Source organism: Streptomyces chryseus (assembly GCF_014650755.1).
In the GTDB taxonomy this organism is placed as follows: Bacteria; Actinomycetota; Actinomycetes; order Streptomycetales; family Streptomycetaceae; genus Streptomyces; species Streptomyces chryseus.
The window spans coordinates 1-15209 of record NZ_BMVO01000007.1; the positions used below are offsets into that span (position 1 = coordinate 1).

A 15209-nucleotide genomic window follows, 5' to 3' on the forward strand; every position below is an offset into this window, starting at 1 on the left:
TCGCCGACGCGAGCCAGGGCGGCGGCGTGCCCGGGGTTCCGCAGCCTCCCGGTCCGCCGGGTGCTCCGGGCCAGCCCGCGCCTCCCGGTCCGCCGGGTGCTCCGGGCCAGCCCGCGCCTCCCGGTCCGCCGGGTGCTCCGGGCCAGCCCGCGCCTCCCGGTCCGCCCGGTCCTCCCGGCGCGCCCGGTGGCGGTGTGCATCACGCGGCGACGATGTTCGCCGACCCGAGCCAGGGCGGCGGCATGCCCGGCGCCCCCCAGCCCCCCGGCCCGCCCGGGGCACCTCAGCCCCCCGGCCCTCCCGGCCCGCCCGGTGCCCCCCAGCCCCCCGGCCCGCCCGGCGGGGGTGTGCATCACGCTGCCACCATGCTGGCCGGCCCCAACCCGGCCGGTCCGCCGCCCGGTGCCCCGCAGCCGCCCGGGCCGCCCGGGCCGCCCGGCATGCCGCCCGGCGGCGCGCCCATGGCGCCGCCTCCGCAGCACCAGGGCTACGGCTACCCGCAGCCCCAGCCGACCGGGCTGCCGACGGTCGGCCCCGGCTACCAGGCCGTACTGCGCTACCGCGCCCAGGACGGCAGCGAGCAGCAGCTCATCCGCCGCTCGGCGCCCGGCACTCCGCACCCGGAGTGGCAGATCCTGCACGAGCTGCGCGCCATGAATGTGCCGCCGCAGCAGGTGCTGGAGCTGCACACGGAGCTTGAGTCCTGCGAGCTGCCGGGCGGTTACTGCGCCCGGATGATCCGTGAGACCTGGCCGCAGGTGCGGATCACGAGCGTGGCGCCGTACGGCAAGGAGCACGCCGTACGCCGCCAGGGCATGCGGCATCTGCTCACCCACCAGGGCGAGTTGCACCAGGTGGCGGACGGCCCGGCGCGCCCCGCGCCGGTGCGGGTGCCGCTGCCGCCCCCGGGGCAGCTGATGCAGGCGCCGCCGATCCCGCCCGAGGGGGTCGCGCACGAACTGCTCGGAGCTTTCGGGCCGCAGGGCGTCTTCCGTTTCGACCAGGCCGCGGTGTCGCGGCAGGGCGTACCGGAGATCGTGGCGCGCACGCTCGTCTGGGCGGGACTGCCCGTCGATTTCGGGCCGTTCTTCTGGGCCCAGGCGGTGCCCGGCCAGCCGGTGCCGACGCTCGCGGAGCTGGCGGCGCAGCGCGGGGTTCAGCCGGCGTCGGACGCGGGCTCGTACCTCGTCATGGGCAGTGACTTCGGCCGGGCGATCTGTGTGCAGTACGGCACGGCGAACATCGTGGCCGTGCCGGTGGAGGCGGGGCCGGGCGGTCAGCCCGTGCCGCCGCAGTTCGTGAACACCGGGCTGCCGGAGTTCACCCGTTCGCTGGCGCTGCTCGGCCACATGTGGCGGCTGCGTTTCGGCCTGACGCCCGAGCAGGCCGGCCGCTGGACGGTCGATTTCCAGGCGCAGCTGGCCGCGCTGGACCCGGCGGCGCTGGCGTCGCCGGAGAGCTGGTGGTCGGTGCTGCTGGAGCAGATGTGGGACGGCCTGCTCTGACGGTCCGTCGGAGCGGGACAGGGGGCGCTCGGCCTGCGGGACAGGCCTGGCGCCCCCTTTCGTGCTCCCGTGGGATGGAGCCGGCGGCCGAAAAGCTCTTGGGCGCGCCGCGCGAGGGCGCCTCGATTCCGACTTCTGGCGGCAATTGGCGCATCCTTGACCGGACGGTCGGGCGGAGTGTCGGGTTTTGAGCGCTTGAACCTGATCCGCCAAGATTGCGACGGATTGTGTTGCGCGTCGGAGAGAGGCTTCCAGGATGAGTGCATCGGTTTCACCGTCACCTCACGGCTTCGTCGCCGGACGGGGCCGCGGCTACCGTCCGGACCAGGTGGAGCGGTACGCCACCGGGCTCTCCCAGGAACGCGACGCCGCGTGGGAGCGCGCCGCACGTCTGACCGTCCTCAGCAAGGAGATGGAGGCCGAGGCGGCGCGCGTGCGCGAACAGGCCGACGGGCTCGCTCCGCAGACGTACGAGAGTCTGGGCGAGCGCGCCCAGCATCTCCTCGCCGTGGTCGAGGAGGAGGCGGCGGAGCTGGCCGCCACCGCACGCGATCAGGCGCAGGCCCTCCGCGACGAGGCCGCGGCGGCGGCCGCCGCCGTCCGGGACGCGGCCCGGACGCACGCCGAGACGGTACTGGCGGACGCCGATGCCCGTGCCCGGCAGATCCTGCTCGGCGCCCAGCGCACCGCCGACGAGACCAGGACCGGGGCGCGTCAGGACGTGAAGGCGTGGCGGACCGAGGCCCTCGCGGCGCTGAAGGAGACGCGGCAGCGCGCGGCGGGCCTGCTCGCCGACCAGGAGCGGGCGCACACGGAGCGCTGGGAGAGCGCCGAGCGTGAATTCGCCGCCCGGGCGGCCGAGTTGCACGCCCGTCACGCCGAACTGGCCGAGCGCGCCGAGGGCGGTCTCGCGGACGCGAAGCGGGCCCTGGTCGAGGCGGAGGAGGCGGCCCGGCACCGCCAGGAGAACGCGGAGGCGCGGGCGGCCGAGCTGCTCGCGGAGGCGCGGGTGCGTGAGGAGCGCGTCGTACGGGACACCGAGCGCGTCCTGCGCGAGCACGACGACGCGCGCGACGAGATGCAGGCCCACATGACCCACGTACGCACCAGCCTGGCCACCCTGACCGGCCGGGCCCCGGCGGAGGGCTGAACCCCGGGGCGGCGCCGGATCAGGCAGGCGGGCGGCGGTCGGGCGGGAGTGCGCAGGCCGGGCTGCCGCCCGGGAGGCGGCCGCGGTTGTTCGCGACCAGCCGGTACACCCCGTGGGCCGCCCAGCTCAGTGGCGGCAGCGTCAGCAGCGCGCCCAGTACGGCCCACCCCCGCCCCGCGCTCAGCAGCAGTCGGGCGACGGCCTGCGCGCCGCCGTGCACCGCGCCGGTGGGCGTCACCCACAGCGCCTCGTACTCGGCCCGCCGCCGCGTGACGCCGAGGGCGCCCAGATCCGCGAACTGCCACGGCGTCATCGCGCACCGGGGCCGCACCCACCGCTCGGCCAGGTTCGCCGAGGTGGTGCAGAAGGCGCAGTCGCCGTCGTACACGAGCACGGGTTCGGTCCGCAGGGTCCGCATCGCCGGAATGGTCCGCATGAGTCCATGGTGCCCGTCGCGGCCGCGAACACCCCCCGCACACCGCGAGGCGGCCCCCGCCCTCCTACCCCGCCGGCGGCTTGCCCAGCTCACCCGCGCCCCCGCCGCCCTCACCCGCGCCCGCCAGGATCCACGCCTCCACCGCCTCGTACTGGCGGCGCTGCTGTTCGCCCCGGCCTCGGTGGGACAGGAACGTGCCCAGCCAGCCCATGAAGAAGCCGAAGGGGATCGACACCAGGCCGGTGGTGGTGAAGGGGTACCAGTTGAAGTCGTGGCGCTGGAAGACCGCGTGCGGCGAGCCCGAGACCAGGTTGGTGCCGGTCATCAGGACGATCACGCACAGCGTCCCGCCGATGAGGGTGCACATCAGGCCGGCCCGGGTGAAGCGGCGCCAGAAGAGGCTGTAGACGAGGGCCGGGGCCAGTGCGGACGCGCCGACGCAGAAGGAAAGGGTGACCAGCGGCTGTACGTTCCCGTGGCGGGCCAGGACCGCGAGGAGGATCGCGGGGACGCCGACGCCGACCGCCGCCGCTCTCGCCAGCGCCATCTCCGTGGCGTCGTCCGAAGGGGAGGACCCGCGCCGCAGGCCGTGGGCGAAGAGGTCGTGGGCGAGCGAGTTCGCGCAGGCCAGGATCATGCCGGCCACCGAGGCGAGCAGGGTCAGGAAGATCGCCGTGGTGACCGAGGTGAAGACGAGGGTTTCGAGCGCGGACGACCCGCCGCCCACGAGCGCCTGGCTGACCAGGAGGATCGACGTGTTGCCCTGCGGATCGGACGCGATGATCGGCCCCCGGCCGACGAGCGCCGCGGCGCCGAAGCCGATCACGGCGATGAGCAGGCAGAAGAAGACCACGGCCGACACCGCCCAGGACATCGACCGCCGTACGGCGAGGGCGTCGCGCGAGCTGTACATGCGCATCGTGATGTGCGGCAGGCAGGCGGCGCCGAGCACGACCGTCAGCTCGGAGCTGATCATGTCGAGTCCGCTGCCGCCGAACTGGAGCCCCGAGCGCAGGAAGGCGTCGCCCGCGCCGCTGCCGGTCTTCGCCGCGCCGAGGAGCCGCGCCGTACTCCAGTCGAAGCGGCCCAGGACCAGTACGGCGAGGACCACGCCCGTGCCGAGCAGGAAGACGGTCTTGATGATCTGGATGAGCGCGGTGCCCTTCATACCTCCGATGGCGGCGTAACTGATCATCAGGACGCCGAGGACGACGATGCAGCCCGTCCGGAAGCCCGAGCTGTCGAAGCCGAGGATGAAGGCGAGGAGGTCGCCGGCCCCGGCGAGCTGGACGACCATCATCGGGAGCAGCGCGGCGAGCGTGACCAGGCCGGCGGTGATCCGTACGGCGCGGCTCGGCGCGCGGCGGGCGAAGGCGTCGCCCATGGTGAACCGGCCCGCGTTGCGCAGGGGTTCGGCCAGCAGGAACATCAGGAGGACGAGCGAGAGCGCGGTGCTCAGGGCCAGCACGACGCCGTCGTAGCCGGTGAGGGAGATGACGCCGATGGTGCCGAGGACGGTGGCGGCGGAGATGTAGTCGCCGGCGATGGCGAGGCCGTTGCGCAGGGGGGAGAGGGAGCGGTAGCCGGTGTAGAACTCGGCGAGGTCGTCGCGGTCGGGGCCGGTCATGACGCACAGGAGGAGCGTCACGGTGGCGACCGCGATGAAGGCGACGAGGGACGCCTCCTGGGCGGACTCGCTGAATCCGGTCATGGGGTGCGCCGCTCGCGGCTCTGTCCCCGCAGGTGCGCGGCGAGCGGGTCGACGCGGTGGCGGGCGGACCGCTCGTACACGGCGATGGCCGCGAGGGTGACGGGGAGCTGGCACAGGCCCAGCAGGAGTCCGGTGGTGAGGCCGCCGGGCAGTTCGCCGCCCATCAGGCCGGGCGCGAAGCCGGAGAGGACGAGGAAGAGCGTGAAGTAGCCGAGGGCGGTGAGCGTGGCCACGCGGCGCAGCCGCCGGTACGCCGAGCGGAGCCTGCGCAGATCGCCGTGGTGGCCGGGCACGGTCGGGTGCGTGGGGGCGGGCGCCGGGGGCAGCGGCGGGGCAGGCGGGGAACTCTGCCAGGGGTAGAGGTATTCGGGGTAGTGCGACATGTGCGTGCTTGCTCCTTGCGCGGCTGGGTCCGAGCGGACTGCAGGGAGAAGCGCGTCCGGGGCCGGGGGAGCGGCGGCGGGGCGCTGGTGGGGTCGCGTACGTTACCCAGCGGTATGCGCGGCGGGGAGTCTTTCGTACGAACTCGCGCGAGGATCCGCTGGTTACCTCGGGTAAGAAGAGCGTTGTTCATTCTTACTGCTGGTAACCGGTGGTAGGCGCGGGGTGTCGGGGTGCTTTCAGTCCGACGGCGTCTCCTCGGTGATGACCGGGAAGCGGCGCGGCGCCACGAAGACCAGGGCGAGCAGGGCGAGGAAGCCCGCCACGGCCGCGCCGACATAGACGTGGTCGACGGCGGTGTCCACCGCCCGGCGCAGGTAGTCGGCCGCCTCCGTGGTGAGCGAGCCGGGGTCGGCCAGGGCGTGCGAGACGGAGTCGAGGTCGCCGGGGAGGCCGTGCCGGATGCCGTCGGGGGCGGCGGCGAGCCGGGACGCGAGGGTGGCGTTGGCGATCGCGCCGAAGAGCGCCGCGCCGACGGACTGGCCGACCTGGCGGCAGAAGAGTACGGAAGCGGTTGTCGTACCGCGCTCCGCGTACCCGACCGTCGACTGCACGCCGACGATCAGGGGGAGTTGGAAGAGCCCGAGCGCCGCGCCGAGCAGCAGCATGATCAGGGCGGGCTGCCAGGCCGCGCCGGGGAACGGCAGCAGCGGGAAGGCGAGCAGGATCAGCGTCGAGCAGGAGATGCCGATGATCGCGGTGAGACGGAAACCGATGCGGGTGTACGCGTGCTGGCTGAGCGCCGCGGACAGCGGCCAGCTGAGCGTCATGACGGACATGACGAAACCGGCGGCGATCGGGCCCAGTCCGAGGACCGCCTGGGCGTAGGTGGGGAGGAAGACGGTCGGCGCGACCATGAGCAGGCCCAGTGCGCCGAGGGCGAGGTTGACGGCGGCGATGGTGCGCCTGCGCCACACCCAGCCGGGGATGACCGGTTCGGCGGCGCGGCGTTCGATGACGACGGTGAGCGCGGCGAGCAGCGCGCTGCCGCCGAAGAGCGCCAGCGAGGGCGCGGAGAGCCAGGGCCAGGCGACACCGCCCTGGACGAGGGCGAAGAGCAGCAGGCCGCCGCAGGCGAAGACCGCCAGGGCGCCCGCCCAGTCGATGCGGGGGGCAGGCCGGTCCTTGGCGCCGGGCCGGGCGGGTTCGCGCAGGTGGCGGACGATGAGCCAGAGGGCGATCGCGCCGACGGGCAGGTTGATGAGGAAGATCCAGCGCCAGTCCGCGTACGCCGCGAGCAGTCCGCCGACCGCCGGGCCCGCGACGGCCGACACGGCCCACACGGTGGACAGCTTCGCCTGGATCTTGGGGCGTTCCTTGAGGGGGTAGAGGTCGGCGGCGATCGTCTGGACCGTGCCCTGGATGGCGCCGCCGCCCAGGCCCTGGACGATGCGGAAGGCGATCAGGCTCGCCATGTTCCAGGCGCAGGCGCAGAGCAGTGAGCCGAGGAGGAACAGGGCTATGCCGGCGATCAGGACCGGCTTGCGGCCGAAGGTGTCGGAGAGCTTTCCGTACACGGGGAGGGTGACGGTGACGGCGAGGAGGTAGCCGGAGAAGAGCCAGGAGAAGACGGCGAAGCCGCCGAGGTCGCCGACGATCTGGGGGACGGCGGTCGACACGATCGTGCCGTCCAGTGCGGCCAGGGCCATGCCGAGCATGAGCGCGGCGACGACGGGGCCGCGGCGGGCGTCCGGGGCGGCGGGCGCCGGACCGCCGCCGGGTATCGGGCCGGCGGGCGCCGGACCGCCACCGCCTGCGGCGTCGTTCGTGCTTCCGGTGCCGCCGGTACTCCCCGCCTTGCCCGCACTGCTTCCGGCGCCGCTCACCAAGATCCCTTCACCGTGCACGTATCTGGCCCACGACACCTTCTCACTCGCAGGTCACGCAGGGGGAGGGTGCGGGCTGCCCGGAGTCGGGGTCCACCCGGGGGTGGACAGCCCCTAGGGGCTTCTCCTTATTTCTGCCCAGGGGGTGTTCGTCCCGGTGGAGGACGAGGACGACCCGGCCGTTCTTTAGCTTGGTCCTACGGGCCGCCGCACCACGGGGGTGGGGCTGGCACCAGGGCGAATACGGAGATGCGCACCAGTGTGCGGGGGGTTTCCGGCCGCCAGACTCGACGTACTCGACCGCCGCCGAACGACGCGCGGCTCACACTTGAGGAGATTCACCGTGACAACGGCTATGACCATTCCCAGGCACGGGGGCACTGGAGGGCGTACGGCCGTTGCCGCGAGGGCGCGGCAGCTCGTCAAGGCGTACGGGTCGGGGGAGACCCGGGTCGTCGCGCTCGACCACGTCGACGTGGACATCAACCGGGGGCAGTTCACCGCCATCATGGGCCCGTCGGGCTCCGGCAAGTCCACCCTGATGCACTGCCTCGCCGGCCTGGACACCGTGACCTCGGGCGAGATCCACCTCGACGAGACCGAGATCACCAAGCTCAAGGACAAGAAGCTCACGCAGCTGCGCAGGGACCGGATCGGCTTCATATTCCAGGCGTTCAACCTGCTGCCCACGCTGAACGCCCTGGAGAACATCACGCTGCCGATGGACATCGCGGGCCGCAAGCCCGACGCGGCGTGGCTGAACCGGGTGGTGGAGACGGTCGGCCTCGCGGACCGGCTGAGGCACCGGCCCACGCAGCTGTCCGGCGGACAGCAGCAGCGCGTCGCTGTGGCGCGGGCCCTCGCCGCGCGCCCCGAGATCATCTTCGGGGACGAGCCGACCGGAAACCTCGACTCCCGTGCCGGGGCGGAGGTGCTGGACTTCCTGCGCAAGTCCGTCGACGAGCTGGGCCAGACCATCGTCATGGTCACGCACGACCCGGTGGCCGCCTCGTACGCGGACCGGGTGCTCTACCTCGCGGACGGCAGGATCGTCGACGAGATGTTCTCGCCCACCGCCGACCAGGTCCTCGACCGCATGAAGGACTTCGACGCGCGCGGGCGGACGTCATGACCGTCGTCAAGACCTCGATGCGCAACTTCCTCGCGCACAAGGGACGCATGGCGCTGTCCGCCGTGGCGGTCCTGCTCTCGGTGGCGTTCGTGTGCGGCACGCTCGTGTTCACCGACACCATGAACACCACGTTCGACAAGCTCTTCGCCGCCACCTCGGCCGATGTCACCGTCAGCCCCAAGGCCGCCGAGGACGACGACCAGGGCCCGCGCACCGGCAGGCCCGAGGCGCTCCCCGCCTCGCTCGTCCAGCAGGTGACGAAGGCGGACGGTGTGAAGTCCGCCGAAGGCGCCGTCGTCAGCATGTCGGTGACCGTCGTCGACGCCGCCAACAAGAAGATGGGCTCCGACAACGGCGCGCCGACGATCGCCGGCAACTGGACGCGCAACGACCTCAAGTCGATGGACATCACGTCCGGGCACGCCCCGCGCGGGCCCACCGACGTGATGGTCGACGCCGACACCGCCGAGAAGCACGGTCTGCAGCTCGGTGACGCACTGCGCACCATCGCCGTCACCGGCGACATCGAGTCCCGGATCTCCGGCATCGCGTCGTTCAAGATGACCAACCCGGGCGCGACCGTGGTCTACTTCGACACCGCCACCGCGCAGCGCAAGCTGCTGGGCAGGCCGGACGCCTTCACGAACATTTCCGTGACCGCCGAGGAGGGCGTCGCCGACACGCGGTTGAAGCAGCACGTCGCCACCGCGCTCGACGGCGCCGCCGGCGGCCCGTACAAGCTCCAGACCGCGAAGGAGGCGGCGGACTCGGGCCGTGAGGACGTCGGTTCCTTCCTCGACGTGATGAAGTACGCGATGCTCGGCTTCGCCGGGATCGCCTTCCTCGTCGGCATCTTCCTCATCGTCAACACCTTCTCCATGCTGGTCACCCAGCGCACCCGTGAGATCGGCCTGATGCGGGCCATCGGCTCCAGCCGCGGCCAGGTCAACCGGGGCGTGCTGGTGGAGGCCCTGCTGCTCGGCGTCGTCGGCTCGATCCTCGGCGTGGGCGCCGGTGTCGGCCTCGCCGTCGGCCTGATGCAGCTCATGGGCTCCATGGGCATGGAGCTGTCCACCAAGGACCTGACCGTGGCCTGGACCACCCCGGTCGTCGGTCTCGCGCTCGGCATCGTCGTCACCGTCGTCGCCGCCTACATCCCCGCAAGGCGGGCCGGCAAGGTCTCGCCGATGGCCGCCCTGCGCGACGCCGGGACCCCGGCGGACGGCAGGGCCGGCTGGATACGGGCCTCGATCGGTCTCGTCCTGACCGGCTCGGGCGCCCTGCTGCTCTACCTGACCACCCAGGCGGACCAGGCGAGCGAGGGCTCGCTGCTCCTCGGCGGCGGTGTCGTGCTCACCCTGATCGGCTTCATCGTCGTGGGCCCGCTCCTGGCGGGCGTGGTGGTACGGGCGATCAGCGCCGTACTGCTGCGGATGTTCGGCCCCGTGGGCCGGATGGCCGAGCGCAACGCGCTGCGCAACCCGCGCCGTACCGGAGCGACGGGCGCCGCGCTGATGATCGGCCTGGCCCTGGTGGCCTGCCTCTCCGTCGTCGGGTCCTCGATGGTCGCCTCGGCCACGCAGGAGCTCGACAAGTCGGTCGGGGCGGACTTCATCATCCAGAGTGGCCCCAGCGGCCCGATCGTGCCCAAGGCCGAGAAGGCGCTGCGCGCGGCCCCCGACATCGAGCACGTCACCAGCTACAAGATGATCAAGGCCGAGCTGACCGCTCCCGACGGGAAGAAGGAGACCGAGGAACTGGTCGCCGCCGACCCGACGTACGCGCAGGACCTGCGGCGCGAGACCGTCGCCGGTGAGCTGGCCGCGGCGTACGGCAAGAACGCCATGTCGGTCGGCAGCGACTACGCCGAGCGGCACGGCGTCGAGGTGGGCGACACGATGACCGTCGCGTTCACGGGCGGCGAGAGCGCCAAGCTGAAGATCGCGGCGATCACCTCGGACGAGTCGAACGTCGACAAGGGCGCGATGTACACCAACGTCACGACCGCCGCCCAGTACCTCCCGGCCGACCGGGTGCCGCCGAACATGATCATGTTCGCGAAGGCGGTGGACGGCAAGGAGAAGGCCGCGTACGCCGGACTGAAGAAGGCGCTGGCCGACTACCCGCAGTTCACGGTGCAGGACCAGACCGACTTCAAGCAGGGCCTCAAGGACGAGGTCGGCCAGCTGCTCAACATCGTCTACGGCCTGCTGGCGCTCGCGATCATCGTCGCGGTGCTCGGTGTGGTGAACACGCTCGCCCTGTCGGTCGTCGAGCGCACCAGGGAGATCGGCCTGATGCGGGCCATCGGGCTCTCGCGCCGCCAGCTGCGCCGCATGATCCGCATGGAGTCCGTGGTCATCGCCCTCTTCGGTGCCCTGCTCGGCCTCGGCCTGGGCATGGGCTGGGGCACGACAGCCCAGAAACTGCTGGCGCTGGAGGGGCTCGGGGTCCTGGAGATCCCGTGGACGACGATCCTCACCGTCTTCGTGGGCTCGGCCTTCGTCGGACTGTTCGCGGCCCTGGTCCCGGCGTTCCGGGCGGGGCGGATGAACGTACTGAACGCGATCGCCACGGAGTAGCGCGGTGGTCACAGGGCCCGGCCCCGGAGGTGTTCCTTGTGGACACTCCGGGGCCGGGCCGCTGTTCTGGTCAGGCCGCCATGACCTGTACGTCGTACTGCGGGATCGACTTGTCGCGGGTGACGAGCGTGAGATCTTCCATCTGCGCCTGGGCGACGAGAATGCGGTCGAAGGGGTCCCGGTGGTGCGACGGCAGCCTGCCGGCGCGCACCCCGTGAGCTGCGGTGATGGGCAGCGGCGTGAACTGGAGGTCCCTGGCCCTTTCGGCCAGGTTTCCAGTGCCGTCGAGTTTTCCGAGGGAATGCTTGATCGCGATTTCCCATGGCGTCGCGGCGCTGATGTACACCTCGGGTTCGGTACGGAGCAGGTCTCTGAGGCCGGTGGACAGCTCGGGTGAGGCGTTCAGCCACCAGAGGACGACGTGCGTGTCGAGGAGCAGCTTCATCCACGCATCCCGAAGGCTTCGGCGAGGTCGTCGGGCAGTTCGTCGAAGTCGTCGTGGATGTGGATCTGGCCCTTGAGCGCGCCGTAATCGGTCCGGTCGGCCTTGGGGCGCAGCGGCACGACCTTGGCGATGGGCCGGCCGGCCCGGCTGATGACGATCTCTTCACCGGTCTCGACCTGCTGCAGTATCCGCGAGAAGTGGGTCTTCGCCTCGTGGACGTTGTACTGCCGGGCTGCTTCCATGACTGCCTCACAGGGAGCCGGGGACTAAGGCGGACTAACGTCGGATCCAGCGTAGCGCCGATTCGGCCGTCCGAGCCACAGCGCTCCCTCGCGCGGGTGACGCACCCGCGTCGTAGGCTGGAGCCCCCGGCCCGTGCGACGTGTCGGGTCCTTCGCGTTGTCCACCTCGTTACCCGGACGGAAACCCTTCATGAGCCTGCACGGTCTGCTGGATGCCGTAGTACGAGACCCGGCGCTCGCCGAAGCGGTGAAGGCCGCCACCGACGGCAACCGCATGCACATCGACCTGGTCGGCCCGCCCGCCGCACGCCCCTTCGCGGTGGCCGCGCTGGCCCGCGAGACCGGGCGTACCGTGCTCGCCGTCACCGCGACCGGCCGCGAGGCCGAGGACCTGGCCGCCGCGCTGCGCACCCTGCTGCCGGAGGAGGGGATCGTCGACTACCCGTCGTGGGAGACCCTGCCGCACGAGCGCCTGTCGCCGCGCAGCGACACCATGGGCCGCCGCCTCGCCGTCCTGCGCCGCCTGGCGCACCCGCACGCCGACGACCCGTCCGCCGGCCCGGTGAGCGTCATCGTCGCGCCCGTACGCTCCGTGCTCCAGCCGCAGGTCAAGGGCCTGGGGGACCTGGAGCCGGTGGCGCTGCGGACCGGGCGGAGCGCGGACCTGGGGGAGATCACGGCGGCGCTGGCGGCAGCGGCGTACTCCCGCGTGGAACTGGTCGAGAAGCGCGGCGAGTTCGCGGTGCGCGGCGGCATCCTCGACGTCTTCCCGCCGACCGAGGAGCACCCGCTGCGCGTGGAGTTCTGGGGCGACGACGTCGAGGAGATCCGGTACTTCAAGGTCGCCGACCAGCGTTCCCTCGAAGTCGCCGAGCACGGCCTGTGGGCGCCGCCCTGCCGCGAGCTGCTGCTGACCGAGAGCGTGCGGGAGCGGGCCGCCGCCCTCGCCGAGGCCCACCCCGAACTCGGCGAGCTGCTCGGCAAGCTCGCCGAGGGCATCGCCGTGGAGGGCATGGAGTCGCTGGCCCCGGTGCTCGTGGACGACATGGAGCTGCTGCTCGACGTACTGCCCAAGGGCTCCATGGCGCTGGTCTGCGACCCGGAGCGGGTGCGGACCAGGGCGGCGGACCTGGTGGCGACCTCGCAGGAGTTCCTGCAGGCGTCCTGGGCGGCCACGGCGGGCGGCGGCGACGCCCCGATCGACGTGGGCGCGGCCTCGCTGCGCGGCATCGCGGACGTCCGGGAACGCGCCCGTGAGCTGGACATGCTGTGGTGGTCGGTGGCCCCGTTCGCCGCCGACGAGGAGCTGTCCGAAGACACGCTCAAACTCGGCATGCACGCCCCGGAGGCGTACCGGGGCGACACGGCGAGAGCGCTCGCCGACACCAAGGGCTGGCTGGCCGACGGCTGGCGCACCGTCTACATCACGGAGGGCCACGGCCCGGCGGCCCGCACCGCCGAGGTCCTCGGCGGCGAGGGCATCCCGGCCCGCCTGGAGGCGGACCTCGCCGAGATCACCCCGTCGGTCGTCCACGTCGCCTGCGGTTCGATCGACAACGGCTTCGTCGACCCCGGTCTGCGGCTGGCCGTACTGACCGAGACCGACCTGACCGGCCAGCGCACCGCCAGCAAGGAACTGGGCCGGATGCCGGCCCGCCGCCGCAAGACCATCGACCCGCTGACGCTCCAGGCGGGCGACTTCATCGTCCACGAGCAGCACGGTGTCGGCCGCTACATCGAGATGGTCCAGCGCACCGTCCAGGGCGCGACCCGCGAGTACCTGCTCGTCGAGTACGCCCCCGCCAAGCGCGGCCAGCCCGGCGACTGCCTCTACATCCCCACCGACCAGCTGGAGCAGGTCACCAAGTACGTCGGCGGCGAGGCCCCGACCCTGCACCGGCTCGGCGGCGCCGACTGGACCAAGACGAAGGCGCGCGCGAAGAAGGCGGTCAAGGAGATCGCCGCCGACCTGATCAAGCTGTACTCGGCGCGCATGGCGGCCCCCGGCCACACCTTCGGCCCGGACACCCCGTGGCAGCGCGAGCTGGAGGACGCCTTCCCGTACGTCGAGACGCCCGACCAGCTGTCCACCATCGCCGAGGTGAAGGAGGACATGGAGAAGTCCGTCCCCATGGACCGCCTGATCTGCGGCGACGTCGGTTACGGCAAGACGGAGATCGCGGTCCGCGCCGCCTTCAAGGCGGTCCAGGACGGCAAGCAGGTCGCCGTCCTCGTCCCCACGACCCTGCTGGTGCAGCAGCACTTCGGCACGTTCTCCGAGCGGTACGCCCAGTTCCCGGTCGTCGTGAAGGCGCTGAGCCGCTTCCAGTCGGACACCGAGGCGAAGGCGACCCTGGAGGGCCTCAGGGAGGGCTCGGTCGACATCGTCATCGGCACGCACCGGCTGTTCTCGTCCGAGACGAAGTTCAAGGACCTGGGCCTGGTCATCGTCGACGAGGAGCAGCGCTTCGGCGTCGAGCACAAGGAGCAGCTGAAGAAGCTGCGCGCCAACGTCGACGTGCTGACGATGTCCGCGACCCCCATCCCCCGTACGCTCGAAATGGCCGTCACCGGCATCCGCGAGATGTCGACGATCACGACGCCGCCGGAGGAGCGCCACCCGGTGCTGACCTTCGTCGGCCCGTACGAGCAGAAGCAGATCGGCGCCGCGATCCGCCGCGAACTGCTGCGCGAGGGCCAGGTCTTCTACATCCACAACCGGGTCGAGTCGATCGACCGTGCGGCGGCCAAGCTCCGCGAGATCGTGCCCGAGGCGAGGATCGCGACGGCGCACGGCCAGATGGGCGAGAGCCAGCTGGAGCAGGTGGTCGTCGACTTCTGGGAGAAGAAGTTCGACGTACTGGTCTCGACGACGATCGTCGAGTCCGGCATCGACATCTCCAACGCCAACACCCTGATCGTCGAGCGCGGTGACAACTTCGGCCTCTCCCAGCTCCACCAGCTGCGCGGCCGGGTGGGCCGTGGCCGCGACCGCGGCTACGCGTACTTCCTCTACCCGCCGGAGAAGCCGCTGACGGAGACCGCGCACGAGCGGCTGGCGACGATCGCGCAGCACACCGAGATGGGCGCGGGCATGTACGTCGCCATGAAGGACCTGGAGATCCGGGGCGCGGGCAACCTGCTGGGCGGCGAACAGTCCGGTCACATCGCGGGCGTCGGCTTCGACCTGTACATCCGCATGGTCGGCGAGGCCGTCGCGGACTACCGGGCGGCGGTGGACGGCCAGGCCGAGGAGGAGCCGCCGCTGGAGGTGAAGATCGAGCTGCCGGTGGACGCGCACGTTCCGCACGACTACGCGCCGGGCGAGCGGCTGCGTCTCCAGGCGTACCGGGCGATCGCCTCGGCGAACTCCGAGGAGGACATCAGGGCCGTACGGGAGGAACTCACCGACCGCTACGGCAAGCTTCCCGAGCCGGTGGAGAACCTGCTGCTGGTCGCGGGGCTGCGCATGCTGGCGCGGGCCTGCGGCGTCGCGGACATCACCCTGGCCGGGCCCAACGTCCGCTTCGGCCCGGTGGAACTGCGCGAGTCGCAGGAGCTGCGCCTCAAGCGTCTCTACCCCCGCACGGTCCTCAAGCCGGCCACGCACCAGATCCTGGTGCCGCGCCCGACCACCGGTCAGATCGGCGGGAAGCCGGTGGTGGGACGCGAACTGCTGGCGTGGACCGGCGAGTTCCTGACGACGATCCTGGGGTCCTAGCCCGCCCCGGCCGGCGGG

Annotated in this window: 11 protein-coding genes; 5 read left to right on the top strand and 6 right to left on the bottom strand. The window is 72.0% G+C overall.

Going from position 1 to position 15209, the window contains the following annotated elements:
• Positions 1-1505, top strand: a 1505-nt coding sequence (locus IE185_RS13555; protein WP_189715205.1) for an SUKH-4 family immunity protein, incomplete at its 5' end; no start/stop codon positions are given.
• A gap of 256 nt (positions 1506-1761) precedes the next feature.
• Positions 1762-2655, top strand: a complete 894-nt coding sequence (locus IE185_RS13560; protein WP_138899103.1) for a coiled-coil domain-containing protein — start codon at positions 1762-1764, stop codon at positions 2653-2655.
• A gap of 19 nt (positions 2656-2674) precedes the next feature.
• On the opposite strand, the gene IE185_RS13565 is transcribed toward IE185_RS13560, so the two are convergent.
• The 4 genes from IE185_RS13565 to IE185_RS13580 form a co-directional block, all read right to left on the bottom strand.
• Positions 2675-3091 (bottom strand): thiol-disulfide oxidoreductase DCC family protein, encoded by a 417-nt coding sequence (locus tag IE185_RS13565; RefSeq protein WP_229843484.1) that lies wholly within the window; start codon positions 3089-3091, stop codon positions 2675-2677.
• A gap of 64 nt (positions 3092-3155) precedes the next feature.
• Complete coding sequence (locus IE185_RS13570) at positions 3156-4802, bottom strand: sodium/solute symporter (RefSeq protein WP_138899379.1); 1647 nt, start codon at positions 4800-4802, stop codon at positions 3156-3158.
• The gene (locus tag IE185_RS13575; protein WP_189715207.1) at positions 4799-5185 is read right to left on the bottom strand and encodes a DUF485 domain-containing protein; all 387 of its coding nucleotides are present in this window, start codon (positions 5183-5185) and stop codon (positions 4799-4801) included. The genes IE185_RS13570 and IE185_RS13575 overlap by 4 nt, the downstream gene beginning before the upstream one ends.
• Before the next feature lie 237 nt (positions 5186-5422).
• Positions 5423-7069: an MFS transporter gene (locus IE185_RS13580; RefSeq protein WP_373303722.1), complete on the bottom strand. Its 1647-nt coding sequence runs from the start codon at positions 7067-7069 to the stop codon at positions 5423-5425.
• A gap of 343 nt (positions 7070-7412) precedes the next feature.
• Here IE185_RS13580 and IE185_RS13585 point away from each other — a divergent pair, with 343 nt between their 5' ends.
• Entirely contained in the window at positions 7413-8201 is a 789-nt protein-coding gene (locus IE185_RS13585) for an ABC transporter ATP-binding protein (RefSeq protein ID WP_138896608.1), read from the top strand.
• Positions 8198-10783 (top strand): ABC transporter permease, encoded by a 2586-nt coding sequence (locus IE185_RS13590; protein WP_138896607.1) that lies wholly within the window; start codon positions 8198-8200, stop codon positions 10781-10783. Before IE185_RS13585 ends, IE185_RS13590 begins: the two co-directional genes overlap by 4 nt.
• Positions 10784-10853: 70 nt before the next feature.
• Here IE185_RS13590 and IE185_RS13595 read toward each other — a convergent pair whose 3' ends face one another.
• Positions 10854-11228: a type II toxin-antitoxin system VapC family toxin gene (locus IE185_RS13595; RefSeq protein ID WP_138896606.1), complete on the bottom strand. Its 375-nt coding sequence runs from the start codon at positions 11226-11228 to the stop codon at positions 10854-10856.
• Positions 11225-11470, bottom strand: a complete 246-nt coding sequence (locus IE185_RS13600; RefSeq protein WP_138896605.1) for a type II toxin-antitoxin system Phd/YefM family antitoxin — start codon at positions 11468-11470, stop codon at positions 11225-11227. Before IE185_RS13600 ends, IE185_RS13595 begins: the two co-directional genes overlap by 4 nt.
• Before the next feature lie 190 nt (positions 11471-11660).
• Between IE185_RS13600 and mfd the strand changes: the two genes are divergently transcribed.
• Positions 11661-15191, top strand: a complete 3531-nt coding sequence (mfd, locus tag IE185_RS13605; protein ID WP_138896604.1) for a transcription-repair coupling factor — start codon at positions 11661-11663, stop codon at positions 15189-15191.
• Positions 15192-15209 lie beyond the last annotated feature (18 nt).